Source organism: Sciscionella marina DSM 45152, assembly GCF_000379465.1.
In the GTDB taxonomy this organism is placed as follows: Bacteria; Actinomycetota; Actinomycetes; order Mycobacteriales; family Pseudonocardiaceae; genus Sciscionella; species Sciscionella marina.
Window position 1 is genome coordinate 1 of sequence record NZ_KB905389.1, and the last position, 18,901, is coordinate 18,901.

Below are 18,901 nucleotides of genomic sequence, written 5' to 3' on the forward strand. Positions count from 1 at the left end.
GACGTTGTGGCACTCGGTGTTCGACCAGGCGGACACGGAAAGCGTTGTGGCGCAATACGATCGGATGCTCGACGCACTCGCCGAGAAACTCCCGAGAGTGGCCGATCATCTCGACCAAGCGCGGGCGGAGCTGTTGTCGTTCACCGGGTTTCCGAAACAGATCTGGCGGCAGATCTGGTCGAACAACCCGCAAGAACGGTTGAACAGGCGTTCCGATGAGGGCAATCAACACTTTGCGCGGTCACCTTTGACCATTTGTTCAACGTCGACGTCATTCGAAGATCGCGCCGATCTGGGCGAAGGTCTCCTCGTCGAGGCCCAGCCGAAGCGCCTCTGTGACAGCCTGCCACTGCGCCGGTTTGCTTGGCGCGACGATCGGCGCGGTCACAGCCGGATGCGCGCGCAGCCAAGCGAGCGCGATGCCGGCCACGCTGACTTCGCGTTCCCGGGCCAACTCGCGCAGGGCCGCTACCTTGGCCAGGTTCTCCTCGGAGTACCTGCCCGCGTAGTACGTCTCGCCGGCCAACCCGATCCGACTGTCCGGGGCGATCTCGGCGCCGTCCAGATACCGCTCGGACAGAACGCCGCCCGCCAGCGGCGAGAACGGGGTGAACCCAAGCCCTTCACCCATGACCAGAGGCAGCAGTTCGCGCTCGCTGCCGCGGTCGAGCAGGCTCATGCTGTTCTGGATCCACTCGGGCCGGGGCAGGCCGTTACGTTTTGCGACGGCCAGAATGCGCTCGAGTAGCGGCGCGTCCACGTTGCACATCCCGAACGCACGAATCTGGCCCGCCTCCTGCGCCGCCGCGAACGCCGTCAGCGTCTCCTCGACTGGCGTATCGGGATCCGGTCCGTGGGAGAGAAACAGATCGACCCGACCGATGCGGCCGATGCTTTGCTCCAACTGCCGCGCGACGTGCTCGCGCGACAGGTCGGTGCCCCTTTTCTCGGGCCTGCCGTGACCGCCCGTCTTCGTCGTCACGAGCATGTTCTGCGGCTTACGAGAAGTGAGCCACTCGCCCACAGTGCGCTCGCTGTCGCCGCCCGCGTAGACATCCGCGGTGTCGATTACCGTGATGCCGATTTCCAGCGCCCTGTCGAGCAGACTCATCCCTTCTTCGGCACTGTTTCCGTGACCGCGGAACACTGGAACGCTGCCAATTCCCCCGATCCCGCCCGCACCGAAGATGAACTCGCTGACTTCGATGGATGTCTTCCCCAGTGCGGTCTCATGCATATCAGCACTCCGTGCCTCTTTGGTGAGCGTTGCTATCTCACGTCCCGACTATACTGCTCAGCTAGCGAACACGGCATCCGTCGATGCCAAGTAGACGACCCTTCGGCACCCGGTGCGCTTCCTTGCCCGCAGTGGACGAAATGGTCTCAGTTGAGGTCATAGTCCAAGCCTGCCGAGCCGATGTCCGCCATTCGTGGACACCGTGTCGCGGTTGTGTCGCAGAAACACTCAGCGCACCGGGCAGGACCGCGGCTTGGCCGCATCGCCGACCGCCGACGTCGGCGGTTCGTGCTGGTCACTGGGACGGGTGCCAGTTTCGGGACGGTATCCCGTTGATCGTCGCGCCGCCTTGGGCGAGGTCGGCCGCGGTGTTGTCGAGAAAGGCGAAGGGGAAGGGTAAAGACGGGGCGGTCAAGGTGTCCAGCGTGGCGAGTTGGTCGGTGGAAAGTGTCACGGCAAGGGATGCCAGGTTGTTCTCCAACTGCTCAAGCGTGCGGCAGCCGATGATCGTCGCGGTCACTTCGGGGTGGTGATTGACCCAGGCAAGAGCGACGGCGGACACCGGAACGCGTTGTGCAGCGGCGATTTCGTGCAGTACGTCGAGCAGGGCAAAGTTGTTGTCGGTCAGTCGTGCGCGGGTGCTGGCCCAGTCCGCGCGGCCTGACTCGGCGTCACCGGTCCGGGTGTATTTCCCGGACAGCACCCCACCCGCGAGCGGACCCCACGGCGTCACGCCGATGCCCAGAGCCCGGGCCGCGCCGAACAGCTCACCTTCGACAGTCCGCTGCAGCAGCGAGTACTCAACCTGAATCGCCGCGACTGGGGCCCAGCCGCGGCATTCGGCGAGGCTCGCCGCGCGCGTGACGGCCCACGCGGGGGTGTCGGAGAGGCCGTAGTAGCGGATTTTGCCCGCGGTGATCAGGTCCTGCAGGGTGCCGATTGTCTCTTCGATCGGGGTGTGCCGGTCGAAGTAGTGCTGCCAGTACAGGTCCACGTGATCGGTGCCCAGCCGGGTGAGTGACGCGTCGAGTTGCCGCAAGATCGCCTTGCGGCCGGCACCACCGCCGTTGGGGTCGCCGGGGTGCATGTTGCCTGCGAACTTCGTGGCGAGCACCAGCGCGTCCCGCCGCGACGGGTTCTGCTTGAGGAATTTCGCGATGGTCTGTTCCGCTCGGCCGCCGGCGTAGCCGTTGGCCGTGTCGAGAGTGTTTCCTCCCGCATCGACGTAATGGTGCAGCAGCTGCAGCGCGGTGTCCTGATCGCAACCCCAGCCGGGATCGTCGAAGGTCAGCGTGCCGAGGACCAGCGGGCTGATCCGGAGGCCGGTCCGGCCGAGGGTGCGGTACGAAGCGAGGTTCATGACCCCAGTGTTCACCAGAGACAGTGTACGGTGAATAGCGTTGCGTCCCAATTTTTAGCGCGAAAGTACAGGCATGCTCGCCCACCGGCACCCCGACCCGCTCTCCCAGGTGCTCGCCCTCGCCGGCGCTCGCTGCCGCCTGACCGGAAAGCTGTCCGCAAGCGGCCGATGGGCTCTGCGCTTCCCGTCCCGCGGGCGGCTCAAGATCATCGCCGTGCAGCGCGGGAGTTGCACCTTCGCCTCCGGCGAACAGCGAGTCGAATTGCGGTCCGGCGAGGCGATCGCGGTGAACGGTTCCCATCCCTTCGTCTTGCGCACCGATGCCGATGTGCTGCCGGTCGATGCCGAAACGATGACGGTGCCCGACCATCGCATCGGGACAGCGGACGAATTCTCCGGCGTAGGTGGCGAAGTGACCGTCGAACCGGGCGGCGAGGCACTGCTGGTGCAGGCTTTGCCGCCGCTGCTGCACATTTCCGCCACACACCCGCAGGCCTCGGCCTTCGGCTGGCTGCTGCAGGAACTAGACACGGAAACGGGCTGCGACCGTCCCGGCCACAGCTTCACCCGGGATCACCTCGCGCAACTGCTCCTCGTCCAAGTCCTGCGTGCGTACCTGACTCAGCCGGACGCCCTGCCCGCAGGCCGGCTACGCGTCCTAGCCGATCCGCGGCTGGCACCAGCCGCCCGAGCCCTGCACGAGAACCCCGCCCACGCGTGGCGGCTCGACGAACTCGCCCGCCGCGCCACTATGTCCCGCACCGGTTTCGCCGCGCGATTCCGCACCGTCGCCGGGATCCCGCCATTCGCCTACCTGACCGAATGGCGCATGCGGATCGCCGCACACGAACTCACCCACCACGACGCGACCGTAGGCCAATTGGCAGTGCAGCTCGGCTACACCTCGGAAAGCGCCTTCATCACGGCCTTCAAACGCACCTACGGCAAGACACCCCTTCAGCACCGGTGCCACCACGATCTCCACCGGGCCGAACCCCCGCCGTAGCCGCCGCACCCGAACCACCTGTTCCGCCCCTCCGAAATCGTTCAGGTCAACCACGAACCGAACCAACCACACACAGCGGCCGCGAAGGGATCGTCCAGAGCCGGAGCTCCGCATGAAAACCCAAGAGGACCCAACCCCGCACGCGCGGGGATCGTCCCCGTGAGGAAGAACCCACCCGTTTGCAGTAGCCCCCAGCCCCGCATACGCGGGGATCGTCCGTACTCGGTGTCGCCACTCATGCCGCCCGTCCTCCCAGCCCGCACGCGCGGGGATCGTCCGGTAGGACAGCACATGGTCACGAACACCCGAGTCCGAGCCCCGCACGCGCGGGGATCGTCCTTCCTCCATCAGCCGGATGAGGTCATCTCGCTCCCCAGCCCCGCACGCGCGGGGATCGTCCCGCGTGCACGCCGCGCACCCCCTCGGTTTGCACCCCAGCCTTGCACGCGGGGATCGTCAGCCGCACCCGCTGTTTCTCCGAGCACTACATCGATGCGTCGCGCATCGACTCCACGGAATGCCGAGTTCGTACAGTTTGGGTTCACCTGCTGCCAGCAGAATTAGGGCGACACGCCCGGAGCGTGATCCCAGTTTCGTGGCATGAGTCGTGGCACGAACTCGCGGCGAACGGTGGGATCTCCGGGGTTCATGTGACGGATCACGTGAGTATAGTTTCTGGTAGAGGCCTTAGAGTCGAATGTGCCTGCTCTCCGGAAGTAGGTGTCACAGACTCGAATTCTCTCCCAAGCGAGGGATCACGCGCCTCTACAGACGCAGTACGACGAATGACCTCGTCTCATAAGAGAGCCTAGTACACCCTGCCGCACAGACCCGACCTGGTCAGCACCACTCTATAGCCGTCCCGTTCAAGATCGTCTCGCGCAATGCCGCCAGACGTCTCACCCCTCGACTGCGGTCGCGACGCAAACATCGACCCTGTCCTCTTTCCGTCATGCTTCGACGTGGTCGGTCGGCGCCAATATGGGCCCCAACAAGACCATCAACGATCGACTCGAGCATTCACGTGGCTCCGCTCGCGACTTCCGCACACTCACCAAGTACGTCGCCCCCTTACTTGAGGTTCGCGCCCACCAGTCCCTTCGCCGGAAAAGATCGACACAAGCGATAGCAAGGATGGCACCAGCCGCCACGACTACGCCGTCCCCCGCGGGGGACGGCACCGACCGAAGATGCCCAACCCGAACCGATCCAGACCAACCTCCCTCGCAGATTTCCTGGGAAAACAGATTCCGACACGCCCATAGAGCGGGTTCTGACCTGCAACCACCCACTTCTCACCGAGAACGCTCCTGGGACACCTGCGCATCACCGCGGCCACTACCGGCGCTCCTCGCCATCACCCAGTGCCGTTCATTCGCGGCCGCCACGATTCGCGCGAGCCACCACCCCGGCCTCGGCCCGCTTCGGCTTTTCGGATCATGATCGGCAAGCCACCGAAAAGGCTTGCACGATCATCCCTCAGACCGATCACTTCGGTTCGCGTTCGGGACCCCACGAATCCGGGTTGGGTTTGGCGCCCAGTCGACGCCGTTCAGCCACTGCCGTGATTCGGCCGCGGCGGCGATACCAGCCCAGGATCAGCAGCCCGGCGACCACGGGCAAGGCGGCGATGGTGTAAGTACCGGTTGGGTAGTCGAAAGCGATCAGGACCAGCACTGCACCGAGAAAGACGAGCGTGAGCCATGCGGTAGCGGGGGCGCCGAAGAGCCGGAAGGCGGGGCGCTCGAGCTTGCCCTGGAGTGACCAGCGTCGTAGCTGCATCTGGCACAGCACGATGGTGGCCCAACTGCAGATGACGCCCAGTGAGGTCGTGTTGAGCGCAATCTCGAAGGCTTCCGAGGGAACGAGATAGTTCAGGATGACACCGAACAATCCGATCGCCCCAGTAAGCAAAATACCCCCATAAGGTACGCCGCGCCGGTTCATCCGGCCGAGCGCCCGCGGGGCGGCGCCGGAGTGGGACAACGAGCGCAGGACGCGGCCGGTGGAGTACAGGCCGGCGTTCAGGCTGGACAACACCGCGGTCAAGACGATGAAGTTCATCACCGTACCGGCTATGGCGCTGACATGTGGGCCGCCGAAGTGGCTGAAGAAGGTGACAAACGGGCTTTGGGTCGCGGAGTACAGGCGCGCGGGAAGCAACAGCGCCAGCAGGAGCACGGTCCCGCAGTAGAAGATGGCGAGGCGCACGATGACACTGTTGATCGCTCGAGGCATCACTTTCTGTGGATTCGCGGTCTCGCCGGCGGCGATACTGATGAGTTCGGTCCCGGCGAAGGCGAGGACAACGCCCTGGGACAGAACCAGCACCGAGCCGATGGTGGCGCCGTGTGGCAGTATCCCGCCGTTGTCGGTGATCATCGTAACACCGGTCGGCCCCGCGTCGGTCGGCCAGCCGCCGGCAAGAACGATGATGCCGATGATCAGGAAGGTCACCAAGGCGCCGACTTTGACCAGCGCGAACCAGAACTCCGTCTCGCCGAAGACCCGCGCCGAGATGAGGTTCAATCCCATCACGATCGGCAGCGCGATCAGGGCGAGAACCCATTGCGGGACAGCGGAAAACAGGGACCAGTACTTCACGTATAGTGCCACGGCGGTGCAGTCGACGATGGTGGTCAAGACCCAGTGGAAGAAATACATCCAGCCGGTGACGAACGCCAGCTTCTCACCGTAGAACTCGCGGGCGTAGGAAACGAACGAGCCGCTGGAAGGCCGGTGCAGCACCAACTCGCCCAGGGCGCGCAGCACCAGGAAGGCGAAAAGGCCGCATACCGCGTAGATCACCACCAGGAAAGGGCCTCCCTCGTGGAGCCGGCCCCCCGCACCGAGAAACAGCCCGGTGCCGATAGCGCCGCCGATCGCGATCATCTGCAGGTGACGCGCTGTCATCCCGGTGCGGTAGCCGGACTGCTCGTCGGCGAAGTCGCGGGTGCCGGACCCATCGTCGGCAGGGTTGTCGCCGGAGAGCCGCGTACTGCCAATCTTTTCGTGTGACATCGTCACTGACGTTCCTTTCTTCAGGTGCCGGCAAACGGCCCCGAGCCGTGATCAGGCCGCTCTTCGTTGTTCGTCCTGAGCAGAGGCTGCGGATCGGGTGTGCTGTGGTCACTCGTTCGACGGCGGCGACGGTCGCTGCTGTCAGCCGGTTTCGGGGCGGTTTTCCTCGTTTGCGGCGCGAAGGTTCGCCGAGCGGGTCTCTGGCAGAGCCAGCACACAGGCGAAACTGAGGGCACAGGCGATGAGTAGATAGATCGCCACGCCGGCGATGCCCAGCGACGAGGACACCAGTGCGGTGGCGATGAAGGGGGCAAGTGCTCCGCCGAAGATACCGGCGAGCTGAAAGCTGAAGGAGGCGCCGGTGTATCGCTCCTGGGTGCGGAACAGTTCGGGATAGAGAGAACCCATGATGCCCCAGGTGCCGGCGTGGCCGAGGCCGAGCGCGACGGCGAAGGCGAGGATCACCAGTACCTGGAAACCGGAGCTGACGAGCGGGAAGAACAGAAACGACCAGATCGCGAAGACGGTCAGCCCGCCGAGGAAGACCTTCTTCCGGCCGATCCGATCGGAGAGTGCACCGGCCATTGGGATGACGACGACCTCACACGCAGCTCCCACGGCGAGCGCGATGAAACCGATGTTGGTGTCGAGGTGCAGATTGCGGGTCAGGTAGCTGAGGCTGTACGTGGCGAAGGTGTAGTAGGCGACGTCCACCCCGATGCGGGTGCCGGCAGCCAGCAGCAAGGTTTTCGTATCGTGGCGCAACAGGGACAGCAGCGGGAAACGGGCGGTGTTGCCCTGCTGCTTGATTTCCCGGAAGGCGGGGCTGTCGGACACGGTGCGCCGCATGACGAAACCGATCGCGAGCAGCACGGCGCCTGCCAGGAACGGGATACGCCATCCCCACTCGATGAAGGCATTCCCACTGATCGCGGCGGCGAGTGCCATCATGCCGCTCGCGCACAGGTTGGCGGTGGGGCTTCCGATTTGCGGCAGAGCGCCCCAGAGTCCGCGCCGGTGTTCGGCTGCGTGTTCGGTGGTCATCAGTACACCGCCACCCCATTCGCCGCCGAGCGCAACGCCTTGCACGAGGCGGAAAAGCACGAGCAGCAGCGGTGCGGCTGAGCCGATTGCGTCAGCCGACGGGATGAGTCCGATGAACACGGTGGTCAGCCCCATCATGAGCAGAGTCACGATGAGCGAGGTCTTGCGACCGTGACGGTCGCCGAAGTGGCCGAAGATCAGAGCGCCGATGGGACGGAGCAAGAACGAGGCCGCGAACGTCGCGAAGGACTCCATTGTCCCGACGAACGGGGTGGCGTGCGGAAAGAACACCGTGGGGAACACCACGGCGGAGCTGGTGGCGAAGATGTTGTAGTCGTACCACTCGACGATCGAGCCGATGGTGCTCGCGGCAAGGATGTTGACCGTGCCGCGTCGTGATGCTGTCTGCGCGGGTGCGGTGCTGCTGTTCATGTTGTGACTTCCTTGTCGGTCATGTCAGCGGGAAGCACGTGGTGGAGAGAGACTCAGAGAAGGTTGATCAGCCGTTCGATGTCCGAGCGGTTGTTGTAGAGGTGCAGGCTGGCGCGTACCGTGCCGCGCCGGGCTGAGACGCGAACCTCTTCAGCGGCCAGCCGCCCGACCAGGGACTCGGGATCAGGCACGGCGAAGGAGACAATCCCTGACTGGGCACGGTGTAGCGATGGTGGAATTCCCGCGTCGGTCAGCGCTGTGGTGAGTTCGTCCGCGAGGTCGAGAACGTGGCGCTCGACGGCCGCTGTTCCGGTCTCCGCGAGGAGCGAGAGGGAGGCCTCGAGCGCGAAGAGCCCGGCGAAATTGTGATTGCCGACCTCGAAGCGGGCCGCCGAATCGAGGGCGGTGGCATTCTCGAAATCGCCGAGATCGGATTCGTGCAGGCCCACACGGTCGACGCCCGCGACGGACAGGAACGGTGGCCGCAGCCGGTCGAACCACTCCGCGCGGCAGTATAGGACGCCGAGCCCGTACATGCCGAGCAGACCCTTCTGGGTAGCGGCGGCCAGCGCGTCGATGCGGTCGCGATGTACGTCGACGTCGACCACGCCGAGCGCCTGGGCGCCGTCGACGAGGAAGAACGCACCGTGTTCGTGGCAGACGTCGGCGATGGCGGCCAGATCCGGCCGTGCGCCCGTCCACGAGGACACTGCGGACAGCGTCACGAGCCGGGTGCTTTTGTCGATGACGGCGGCGACATCGTGGGGCCGGACGGATCCCTCCGGTCCCAGCGGGATCGTGCGCACCGCGACGCCCTGGTCCCGCAGGTGCACCCACGGGTACACGTTGTTGGCGTGCTCGAACTCCGGACTGAGCAGAACGCTGTCGCCGGGGCCGAGCTGCAGCGCGGCGCCGACCGAGTTCAGTCCGTCGGAGGTGTTCTTCATGAACGCGATCTCTGCCGCGTCCGCCCCGAGGAAGGCCGCGGTGCGCGCCCGTAGCCGTTCGACGCGGGCGGACCATTCCGCTTTGTCTGCGCCTCGGGTGCGGCAGACCTCCAGATAGTCGAGCATCGCCTGGTGGACACTCTCGGCCATCGGCGCCCGCCCGGCGACGTCGAGGTAGGTTGTCCGGTCGAGCACCCGGAACTCGCACCGAGCGCGCTCGAACACGTTGGTTTCCCGCACACTGGTGCTCATCGGCCGGCCTCCCCGTGCCCGGCACCGCCGGGCGTCTCGACGCGAAGCACGTCACCGGCGTGGAGCACTATGTCCCGTGCGATCCGCGGCAGCTCGGCTTCCTGTACTCGGTCGGGGTTCAGGACGAAGTGACCGGGTGCACCGTCGGCGCCACCGCGTGTCCCCCGTGCGGGTTCGATGTGCCGTTCACCGGTCAGGCTCAGGCGCGCGGTTTCGGCAAGGAGCCGGTAATCGCGGCGGATTCCCCGTCCGCCGCGATGTGCGCCACCACCGCCGGAACCGTCGCGCAGTTCGTAGCGCTCCACCCGCAGGGGAAAGGCGTGTTCGAGCGCTTCGACCGGGAGGTTCGCGGCGCCGGATGCGTAGATGCGCACTGCGTCGAGGCCATCGTGGGTGGCCGTTGCGCCGAGCGCACCGGCGATGGTCTCGTAGTTGACGAAGTAGTCGTCGGTGCGCTCGTCGAGGCCCGCGAACACCACGAGCTGGTGCGGACCGGAACCGGCGACCATGCGGTCCGGGGCGGCAAGCGAGAGCGCGCCCGCTATCGCGTCGGCGAGCACGCCGCAGGACAGCGCGCGGGCTCCGACCGGGGCAGGTTCCACGGGGTTCACGATCGTGCCCTCTGGTGCGATGATCTCGATACTCCGGTAGAAGCCGTCGTTGGTCGCGATCGCTGGATCGAGCAGGGTCTTGACCACACAGAACGCGGTGGCTGCGAGGGCGTAGGAGGGAATGTTGCGCGCGTAGGGCAGCTGCGGGCTGGAGCCGGTGAAGTCGAAGACCAGCCTGCCGTCACGGACCTGGAGCCGCACGTGGATCCGCAGTGGGGTGCCATCGGCGAGTGGATCCAGGTACTCGTCGTGCTCGTACGCGCCGGGCTCGATCTCCGCGTAGCGGGCCCGGATACGCCGTTCTGTCGCCCGGAGAAGATCGTCGACGTAATCCTGCAACCGGTCCGTACCGTAGCGTTCGGCGAGTGCGGCAAGCCGCTGCTGGCCGATCCGGTTGGCGGCGATCTGCGCGTGCAGATCACCGCCGCGGTCCACGGGCACACGTGAGTTGAGAGCGACGATCGCGATCACGTCCTCTTGCACACGACCGGAGCCCACCAGCTTCACCGGCGGCAGTCGCAGCCCTTCCTGGAACACTTCGCGGCAGTCGGCGGATTCGCTGCCCGCGACCATGCCACCGACATCCGAGTGGTGGGCGGTGCTCGCCGCGTAGCCGATGAGCCTGTCGTGCAAGAAGATCGGCGCGACCACGTTGACGTCGGGCAAGTGTGAGCCCCCGCCGTGGTAAGGGTCATTGGCAACGAACATGTCTCCGAACCGCAGTGTCTCCACCGGGTAGCGCTCGTGCACGGACCGCACCGAGCCGAGCAGCGACCCCATGTGCAGCGGCAGTCGCTGTGACTGTGCGAGAACGTGACCCTGCGCATCGAACAGACCGGTGGAGCAATCGCCGCGTTCACGGATGTTCGGCGAGTAGGCGGTACGCATGAGCGCGCTGCTCATCTCCTCGGTGATGGCGAACAACGCGCTGCCGATCACCTCGGTAGTGATCGGGTCCAGCTCCGCTGCGGTGTCGGCGGGGGTCATCGTGTCTCCTCGATGATCAGGTTGGCGTACTCGTCGATGCCGGCGTTCTGTCCGGGAAGCACGACGGTCGTGGCGTCCAGTTGGCTCACGATCGCCGGACCGGAACAGCTCCAGCCGAGTGGAAGCGCTTCTCTGCGGTAGACCTCGGCGCTTGTCCAGGTGCCGTCGACGAAGATGTCGCGCACGGTCGGGGTGGCCTGTCCCTCGGGCATCGGCTGCGAGCTCCACGAGCGTTCGGTCGGCGCGGTCGTGGTGAGCCGTACGGCGACGACCCGTACCGGTTCCTCGGGCAGTGTGTAGCCGTACCGTTTCTCATAGAGCCGATGGAAATCGGCGACCGCCTGCCGTAAAGAGTCAGCGTCCGGTTCGCCGTGCAGCGGCACCACGAGGGCATGGCTCTGGTTGGCATAGCGCAGTTCGATGCGCCGTTCGGTGAGCACGGCATCGGTGACCGACTCCACGCGGGCCCAGTCGGTGGCACGCTCGTCAAGCCCCTTGTAGGCGGCGACGATATCCGCGAGCCCGGTTTCGGTGGCTTCCGCTACGCAGGTGGCACCGAAGTCGCCGCGCACATCGGCGGCCAGAGCGCCGTAGGCGCACAGGATGCCGGGAGCAGGCGGGACGAGCACGCGACGGATGCCGAGCTCGCGAGCGAGAGCCGAGGCGTGCAGTGGCCCGGCGCCGCCATACGGGACGAGCGTGAACGCACGAGGATCGGTGCCACGGGCGACCGAAACGGTGCGAACGGCGCGGACGAGATCGGCCTGCAGGACCCGAAGCACGCCCTCGGCGACCGCGACCGCATCAAGCCCGAGCCGTCGGCCCACCTCCGCTTCCAACTGACCTGCCGCGGCCGCGATGTCGACGCGAAGCGTCCCGGCAAGCGGCGCGTCCGGGTGCAGATAGCCGAGCACACAGTCGGCATCGGTGACCGTAGGGCGGCTCCCCCCACGGCCGTAAGCGACCGGTCCCGGGGCGGCGCCCGCGCTTCGTGGACCGACCTTGAGCAGTCCGCCATCGTCGACCCAGGCGATGGATCCACCACCGGAACCGACCGAGACCACGTCGACCATCGCGCCCATGATCGGGCGGCCATCCATCTCCCGCTCGTGCACGATCGGTACCTGCCCACCGCGCACGAGACAGACATCCGTGCTGGTGCCACCCATATCGAAGGTGATGATGTCGCGCACCCCTGCCTCGGCAGCCAGCGCAGCGGCACCGAGGACCCCGGCGCTCGGCCCGGAGAACAGGGTGGAGACCGGGAGCTCCCCGGTCGTCGCGGTGGACGCGAGACCACCGTTGGACTGCACCACCCGCACGGGCGAGGCGATGCCCGCCGAGGCGACCGCATCGGAAAGCCGATCGAGATAGCGGCGCATCACAGGGACAAGAGAGGCATTGACCGCGGTCGTGCTGAATCGCTCGTACTCGCGGTACTCCGGGTGCACCTCGCTGGAGACCGAGACCGGCACCCCGGGCAACACCTCCTGGAGACGCCTGCGAACCTCCACTTCATGCCGCCGGTCGGCGTAGGAGTGCAGCAGGCACACCGCGATCGCGTCGGCCCCGGAATCACGTATCCCGGCGATCGCCGCCCCAAGGCTGCCTTCGTCAACAGGACGGACCTCCACCCCGTCGATGTCCAGCCTTTCGTCGATCTCGAACCGCAATTCCCGGTCGATGATCGGTACCGGCTTACGCACCGACATGTCGTACAAGTGCGGCCGACGTTGCCGGGCGAGCTCGATCACGTCGCGGAATCCCGCCGTGGTCAGCAACGCGGTGCGGGTCGCCGCACCCTCGAGCACAGCATTGACCGCCACCGTCGTGCCGTGGTTGAAACGGGCGATCTCCCCGTATGAGACACCGTACTCGGCGAGCAGACCGAGAACACCGGCCATGATCGCCGCCGACGGATCCTCCTTGATGGAGGGCACCTTGCGGACGGCGACCAAGCCACGCCGCTCATCGACCAGTGCGACATCCGTGAAAGTTCCCCCGGTGTCCACTCCGACCCGCCACGACATGCGCTCTCCTCACCAAGACGTTGACTGCCGGAACACTAACCAGCCAAACGGCCTCTTTGCAAGCAATCTCGCGTGATCTAAATATCTGCAAAGATACTTGCATTGCTTGCACTGGTGCGGCACGCTCGTTCATGACAATCAGGGGAACTGCGAGGATGAGCTGATGGCCGAACCTGACGAGCTGCGCGCGCAACTTGCTGCGCTGGCGCCTTCACTGGGCAAAGCGCAACGTCAAGTGGCGCGGGCGATGCTCGAGGATTTCGATGCCATCGCCTATCTACCCGCTGCTGACCTCGCCGAACGCGCCGACGTGCACACCGCCACCGTGGTGCGACTCGCGCAGCGCTTGGGATTCGCGGGCTACCCTGATCTGCAACGCTCCCTGCGGTCCACGCTCTCGAAATACCCGCACTTCCTCAAGGAACTCGCCAGCGATCCCGAACCGGACAACTCGGCTGCAATGTTCGACGCGGTCCTTGCACAGACCCGGCGCAACCTCGAACATTTGACCCGGACGGTCTCACCCGCGATTCTCGCCGACGCCGCGGAAGCCCTGACTCGAGCCCGCCAGGTGCTGCTGTTGGGGCTCGGCGTCGCCGCTCCCGTCGCGGCTCACCTCGGTTCGTCACTACGACTACTGGGAATCGCCGCCGATCAGCCCGCGGACCCCGTCGCGACAGCTCAGCAACTGGGCCTGCTCGCACCCGAGGATCTCGTGATCGCCATCGACTTCCATCGCTACTACCGCGCGACCGCGGACGCTGCGGCGGCGGCCGCGGCCACCGGCGCGAAGGTGATCGCATTGACCGACAGCGAAGTATCGCCACTCACGACTTCGGCGCAACTCGCCCTCATCGCCCCCTCCGACAGCCCCACACCCCGGACCTCACTCACACCCGCACTGACTGTGGTCGAAACACTCATTGCCATGACCGCACGCGCCGACCACATCCGAGCCGAAGACGCGATGCAACGCGTCGACGCCTCCTACTCCGCGATGAACGTCTTCGCGCACGAATAGCGAAAAAGGCTGCCCGGTCACCGAAAGCGCGCTGCGCTGCAGGGCCGCGCGATCCAGCAGCCGTAGCGGTCGCACGCCGCATCACCACACGGGACAGTCCGCTGACCGGCGCCTCCGACACCTACCGCGCCCCGCTTCCCGAACCCGCCGATGACAAGCTCATAGACCGGATCGTGGCGCTCCTGGGCCGGGACCCGAACTGGCAGCCTGAGCGGAAACGATCAGCTATCCGGCACGGCGATCGTTCACCCAGCTTCGCGGCTCGCGAGGGTTATCGGCGTCAGCGATCACATCGATCAACTCGGCCGACTCGTACCGATCATGCACTCTGCCCCGGGGACACGGCCTGCAGTCGAGGTCGAGGAGGACCCAGGGGCCGGTCTGCCCCAGTCCGACATCTCGGCCGCCGTATCACCCGCAGCGCTGACACGCACACTCCATATCGAGCCAGTCACTCCTGACCGTCTAGCCTCCACGACTTCGATGGAACCCCAAGCTCACCTCGATAAGGACACCTCGCAGGAAATGCGTCAGTTCCTCATGGGCGTCAAGTGGAAGCACGTGGGCGATGTACTGGTCGGGACGGACGAGGACGAGCGCTCCGCATTGGCGATCGATTCCACGTCGCTCGAATATATCGAGGGCTGGGTCGGGGCAGAAGACCTTCTCGTAGTCGATAAGTCCGTATGGTCCTTTGCGGGGCAACAAGGCTGGTGGTAGCTCTCTAGCAGTCAGTTCTCGGTGGTGTTGCTGAAGGATTGCGCGCACGTCGATGACCGAGTCCGGATCGGCATCGGGTGGAGTGAACAGTGCGATGGGTGAGTGCGGTGAGGCCAGAGTCGCCGCCATTCGACGTAGGCATGAATCCGGACGGTCCGGACGGGCCTGGTCGGCGAACATGTAGAGCCGCCAGGCTCCGTCGGCGCGAGCCGCGTGTCCTAACTGCATGGGCTTGGCATCGGCGAGCCTGACCACGGGGGCGGAGTGAAAACGTGTCCCGAGCTGGAATCCCTGGGCGAGATGTTGGTGTGTCGGCCGCGCGGTGAGCAGCGAAGGACCGTAACGAACTCCGACGCCCGCGGTGAACCGCCCCTGTTCGCGAAAATATTCCTGGAATCGAGCCGAGCTGGGAGTCTCCGACTGGCCGGAATGGGAGGCGAACATGGCGGCGAATGTCCGATCGAAATCGATGAGTTCTTGGGCTACGGCCTGGCGTTCCGGGGAATAGGTCTGCAGCAATTCTGGTCTTGAGGTTCCACGCAGCACCGTGGCAAGCTTCCACCCGAGGTTCCACGCGTCGGCGATCGAAACGTTCATCCCCTGTCCCGCTTTGGCGCTGTGTGTGTGGCAGGCGTCGCCGGCGAGAAATACCCTGGGCTGACACGTATCGAACTCGCCGCCCGCGATGTCGTCGAAGCGATCACATAACCGCTGGCTGACCTCATAGACTGACCACCAACCAACCTGTTTCACGTCAATGCTGTAGGGGTGCAGGATCCGGTTGGCGACTGCCGTGAGTTTGCGTGGGGTGACGGTACGGTTGCGCAGCATTTCGCCGTCGCGGTCATTGTCTAGCTCGATGTAGAGCCGGACAAGGTAGCCGCCCTCTCGAGGGATGATGAGAATGCTGCCGTATTCGGAGTTGATCGCCGACTTCAGCCGGATATCGGGAAAATCGGTGATGGCCAGCACGTCCAGTACGCCCCAGGACTGGCCGTTGGCCTCTCCCTCGAGTTGACGTCCGACGGCCTGCCTCGTGACGCTGTGCGCGCCTTCGCAGCCGACGACATACCGGGCGCGAATGGTTGATGTCTCCCCGGTGGGGCTGGAATCCTCCAGGTGTTGTAGTACGACCGTTACCGGATACTCATCCGTGCTGTCCGTACTGATCCGCACGTCGGCAGCATGTAGCCCGTAGTATGGTTTCAAGCGGGCGGCTGAGCGACGCATGTGCTCTCGGAGGAAGGTCAGCATCCGGGCCTGGTTGACGATTACGTGCGGCATCTCCGACAGGTCGTCTTCGACGTCCTTGATGCGGCCGGTGCGCACGATCGAGCCGGGATTCGCGGGGTCCGGACGCCAGAAAGTGACCTCGTTGACTTGATAGCCCTCCTGCATGAGTCGGTCCGCCAAACCGAACGTCTCGAAGATCTCCACTGTGCGGCACGCGACACCGTCCGCCTGGCCGACCTCGAGTGGCCCGGACCGCCGGTCGAGGATGACCGTGTGGACCTCGGGAAACTGGGCGAGTTGGGCCGCCAGCAATAGCCCGGCAGGGCCGCACCCGATGATGACGACGTCCGCCACGCGTGGCAACCCGCTGGAGCGCCCTGCCATGCGCGGATCGGGCTCGGCGATGAATGGGTCTCCGGGTTTGTAGCCGTCGAGATAGAATTGCTGCTGCACTTGTCTGACTCCCTGGCCGTCGAATCCTCTCCCGGCCGTCGAAGAACAGGGCCTCCGCGCCGCACAGCTCGGATTGCCCAGTGGCGCCACCCATCGTGCCGTCAATCCGATTCAGGAGACAGAATTTTCTGCTATGCAGAAACATCCATTTCACAATATCCCGGTATTCGCGCTCGGTACCTGTTGCTCGGGACACAATCGTGTCATTGCGACTGGACGGGTGCCCCACCTGCTTCGAGATCCCGCTCGATGACCGTGGCGGTGGTGACTATTTCGTTTCCCCAGACGCGCAGATCGTCACGTCGGAATCGAGCACTAGGCAGCGAGATCGAAATGGCCGCGGTGGGCTCTCCGGATGGCTGGTGCAAAGCCGCGCCGATGGCGGTGACACCGCGTTCGGTCAGTTGATCATTGATCGCGAAGCCGCGCTTCCGGACCGTACGAAGCTTTCGCCGGAAGCTCCGCAATTCGACCTCGCCATGGGCTTCATAACGTTCTTCGATCGCACTCCCGGACATCTCGGCGAGCAGAGCCTGGCCACCGGAGGCGAGATGGGCCGGTACGACCTGTCCCACGCGATCGCCTACCCGGAGCAGTTGATCACATTCGGCTGTGGCCAGGAAACGAACCTCGGCACCGACGAGCACCACGAGGTTGCTCGACTCCTGCACCCGGCGAGTCAGTGCCTGCAAATGCGGCACGGCGATGCGCCGTAGCAGCGCGAGCGGCGCCTCGGACTGCTGTGCTGGCCTGAGCAAATATCCGGCGGTATATTGTCGCTGCGAAGTCTGCTCGGCGAAATCACGATAAACGAGCATGGCAAGCAATCGATGCGCGGTGGAAGCCGATACGCCCAGACGCGATGCGGCGTCGGTGACCCGCAGTGGCCCTTCCTGTTGGAGCAGCTGAGCCAGGTGTAACGCGTGGTCGACGGACTCGACCGCATAGGTTGGCTTATTCTTCACAGCAGAAAACTATATCCTTATTCGCAGAAATGCGCCACAGTGATCGTATGACACAGGCGTCATCCGCGCAGCCGAATTGGTCCGTGACGAATCAGGCCGCAGCACTGGTTCCGGCGGCGGTAACCGCATTGCTCGACCGCGAGTGGAGACTGCTGATCGACGGCACGCTCGTCTCCGCCACCGGCCACCGGACCTATCAGCGAGTGAGTCCCTATGGGGAAATGGTCATCGCCGAGGCACCGGACGCGGACGTCGGCGACGTCGATACTGCGGCGCGGACCGCACACGCCGCGCGAGCGAAATGGCGCGCAACGCCGAATACCGAGCGAGCGGAACTGGTGCGGGCACTCGCGGACTCCATCGAGGAGCATGGCGAGGAATTGGCACTCCTGGACACCGTCGATGCCGGGTCGCCCATCAGCAACTCACGCGCCGACGTGGCCACTGCGGTCATGCAGCTGCGAATGTTCGCCGGGCAGGCACTCGAGTTGAAGGGAACCTCGGTACCGGCCTCCCACGGTCTGCATATCACCGTTCGGGAACCGGTCGGTGTGGTGGCCCGGATCGTGCCCTACAACCATCCGCTGATGTTCGCATGCAAAATCGGCGCCCCGCTGGTGGCGGGGAATCCGACCATCCTCAAACCGCCAGAGGCCGCCCCGCTTTCGGCGCTACGTCTCGGCGAGCTCGCCGCCGACATCTTCCCGCCCGGTGTTCTCTCCGTCGTCGTCGGCGACGGACCCGCGATCGGCGATGCCCTTGTACGTCATCGGCAGGTGCGCCGGATCGGTTTCATCGGATCCGAACCGACCGGGCGGGCTATCCAACGTGCCGCGGCCGAAACCGCCGTGAAAGACGTGACCCTGGAACTCGGCGGGAAGAACGCGATGGTCGTATTCGCCGACGCCGATCTCGACGCGGCCGCCAAGGGGGCGGTGTTCGGCATGAATTTCACGTGGTCTGGCCAGTCCTGTGGATCGAACTCCCGGCTGTTGGTACAACGCGAAGTGCACGATGTGCTCGTCGAGAAAGTGGTCGCGCTGATCGAACGCCGCCGGATCGGCGACCCGTTCGACGAGGCCACCGAACAGGGAACCATGATCAACCGGGCGCAATACGAGAAAACGTTGCGCTACATCGAGACCGCGAAAAGCGAAGGCGCCACCGTGGTGACCGGGGGCGGCCCGCCTTCGAATCTCGAACGGGGCCTGTTCGTTGCTCCGACGGTGTTCACCGGAGTGCGGCCGGACTCGCGCATCGCCCAGGAGGAAGTGTTCGGCCCGCTCCTGTCGGTGCTCTCCTTCACCGACGAGGACGAGGCCATCGCTATCGCCAACGACGTCGACTACGGCCTCACTGCGAGTGTGTGGACCCAGGACGTGGCCCGTGCCCACCGCATGGTCCACGAGTTCGAAGCCGGCTTCACTTGGATCAACGACTCTTCCCGGCATTTTCCGAACGTGCCGTTCGGAGGTGTCAAGGGTTCGGGCGTCGGGCGCGAGGAAAGCCTGGAAGAACTGCTCAGTTACACCGAACTGAAAACGATAAACGTCAATTACTGAACCGGCACCAATTCCGGAGA

General features: G+C 65.2%; 12 protein-coding genes and 1 pseudogene. 4 read left to right on the forward strand and 9 right to left on the reverse strand.

Features of this window, described 5'->3' with window-relative positions; translation table 11 throughout:
* Positions 1 to 208, forward strand: a pseudogene (locus A37U_RS49695) (transposase); the annotation flags it as partial.
* 63 nt (positions 209 to 271) lie between these two features.
* Here the strand turns inward: A37U_RS49695 and A37U_RS43845 are convergent.
* Both A37U_RS43845 and A37U_RS0115085 read right to left on the reverse strand, forming a co-directional pair.
* Positions 272 to 1,237, reverse strand: coding sequence for an aldo/keto reductase (locus A37U_RS43845; RefSeq protein ID WP_020497478.1), 966 nt, complete (start codon positions 1,235 to 1,237; stop codon positions 272 to 274).
* Positions 1,238 to 1,532: 295 nt separating this feature from the next.
* The gene (locus A37U_RS0115085) at positions 1,533 to 2,612 is read right to left on the reverse strand and encodes an aldo/keto reductase (protein ID WP_205622942.1); all 1,080 of its coding nucleotides are present in this window, start codon (positions 2,610 to 2,612) and stop codon (positions 1,533 to 1,535) included.
* Between the two features lie 58 nt (positions 2,613 to 2,670).
* On the opposite strand from A37U_RS0115085, the gene A37U_RS0115090 reads away from it, so the two are divergent.
* Positions 2,671 to 3,603: a helix-turn-helix transcriptional regulator gene (locus A37U_RS0115090; protein WP_020497480.1), complete on the forward strand. Its 933-nt coding sequence runs from the start codon at positions 2,671 to 2,673 to the stop codon at positions 3,601 to 3,603.
* 1,488 nt (positions 3,604 to 5,091) lie between these two features.
* Here A37U_RS0115090 and A37U_RS0115095 read toward each other — a convergent pair.
* From A37U_RS0115095 to A37U_RS0115115, 5 genes are all read right to left on the reverse strand, one after another.
* Positions 5,092 to 6,624: an amino acid permease gene (locus tag A37U_RS0115095; protein ID WP_020497481.1), complete on the reverse strand. Its 1,533-nt coding sequence runs from the start codon at positions 6,622 to 6,624 to the stop codon at positions 5,092 to 5,094.
* A 141-nt stretch (positions 6,625 to 6,765) separates the two neighbouring features.
* On the reverse strand, positions 6,766 to 8,100 hold the full coding sequence (locus A37U_RS0115100; protein WP_020497482.1) for an MFS transporter: 1,335 nt from the start codon (positions 8,098 to 8,100) through the stop codon (positions 6,766 to 6,768).
* 53 nt (positions 8,101 to 8,153) lie between these two features.
* On the reverse strand, positions 8,154 to 9,299 hold the full coding sequence (locus tag A37U_RS0115105) for an aminotransferase class V-fold PLP-dependent enzyme (protein WP_020497483.1): 1,146 nt from the start codon (positions 9,297 to 9,299) through the stop codon (positions 8,154 to 8,156).
* Positions 9,296 to 10,897 (reverse strand): hydantoinase B/oxoprolinase family protein, encoded by a 1,602-nt coding sequence (locus tag A37U_RS43850; protein WP_020497484.1) that lies wholly within the window; start codon positions 10,895 to 10,897, stop codon positions 9,296 to 9,298. Before A37U_RS43850 ends, A37U_RS0115105 begins: the two co-directional genes overlap by 4 nt.
* On the reverse strand, positions 10,894 to 12,927 hold the full coding sequence (locus tag A37U_RS0115115; protein ID WP_020497485.1) for a hydantoinase/oxoprolinase family protein: 2,034 nt from the start codon (positions 12,925 to 12,927) through the stop codon (positions 10,894 to 10,896). Before A37U_RS0115115 ends, A37U_RS43850 begins: the two co-directional genes overlap by 4 nt.
* Positions 12,928 to 13,033: 106 nt before the next feature.
* On the opposite strand from A37U_RS0115115, the gene A37U_RS0115120 reads away from it, so the two are divergent.
* Positions 13,034 to 13,948, forward strand: a complete 915-nt coding sequence (locus A37U_RS0115120) for a MurR/RpiR family transcriptional regulator (protein WP_157182840.1) — start codon at positions 13,034 to 13,036, stop codon at positions 13,946 to 13,948.
* A 465-nt stretch (positions 13,949 to 14,413) separates the two neighbouring features.
* Here the strand turns inward: A37U_RS0115120 and A37U_RS0115125 are convergent, their stop codons facing one another.
* Together A37U_RS0115125 and A37U_RS0115130 are read right to left on the reverse strand one after the other, a co-directional pair.
* The gene (locus A37U_RS0115125; RefSeq protein ID WP_020497487.1) at positions 14,414 to 16,354 is read right to left on the reverse strand and encodes an FAD-dependent monooxygenase; all 1,941 of its coding nucleotides are present in this window, start codon (positions 16,352 to 16,354) and stop codon (positions 14,414 to 14,416) included.
* A gap of 203 nt (positions 16,355 to 16,557) precedes the next feature.
* Positions 16,558 to 17,319, reverse strand: a complete 762-nt coding sequence (locus tag A37U_RS0115130; RefSeq protein ID WP_020497488.1) for an IclR family transcriptional regulator — start codon at positions 17,317 to 17,319, stop codon at positions 16,558 to 16,560.
* On the opposite strand from A37U_RS0115130, the gene A37U_RS0115135 reads away from it, so the two are divergent.
* Positions 17,238 to 18,881, forward strand: a complete 1,644-nt coding sequence (locus A37U_RS0115135; RefSeq protein WP_240437591.1) for an aldehyde dehydrogenase family protein — start codon at positions 17,238 to 17,240, stop codon at positions 18,879 to 18,881. The two genes, A37U_RS0115130 and A37U_RS0115135, sit on opposite strands and share 82 nt — an antisense overlap.
* The last annotated feature ends 20 nt before the right edge of the window (positions 18,882 to 18,901 follow it).

Coding starts and splice junctions, on each gene's coding strand:
- A37U_RS43845 (WP_020497478.1), bottom strand. CDS start 1,237: ATGCATGAGACCGCACTGGGGAAGACATCCATCGAAGTCAGCGAGTTC.
- A37U_RS0115090 (WP_020497480.1), top strand. CDS start 2,671: ATGCTCGCCCACCGGCACCCCGACCCGCTCTCCCAGGTGCTCGCCCTC.
- A37U_RS0115095 (WP_020497481.1), bottom strand. CDS start 6,624: ATGTCACACGAAAAGATTGGCAGTACGCGGCTCTCCGGCGACAACCCT.
- A37U_RS0115100 (WP_020497482.1), bottom strand. CDS start 8,100: ATGAACAGCAGCACCGCACCCGCGCAGACAGCATCACGACGCGGCACG.
- A37U_RS0115105 (WP_020497483.1), bottom strand. CDS start 9,299: ATGAGCACCAGTGTGCGGGAAACCAACGTGTTCGAGCGCGCTCGGTGC.
- A37U_RS43850 (WP_020497484.1), bottom strand. CDS start 10,897: ATGACCCCCGCCGACACCGCAGCGGAGCTGGACCCGATCACTACCGAG.
- A37U_RS0115115 (WP_020497485.1), bottom strand. CDS start 12,927: ATGTCGTGGCGGGTCGGAGTGGACACCGGGGGAACTTTCACGGATGTC.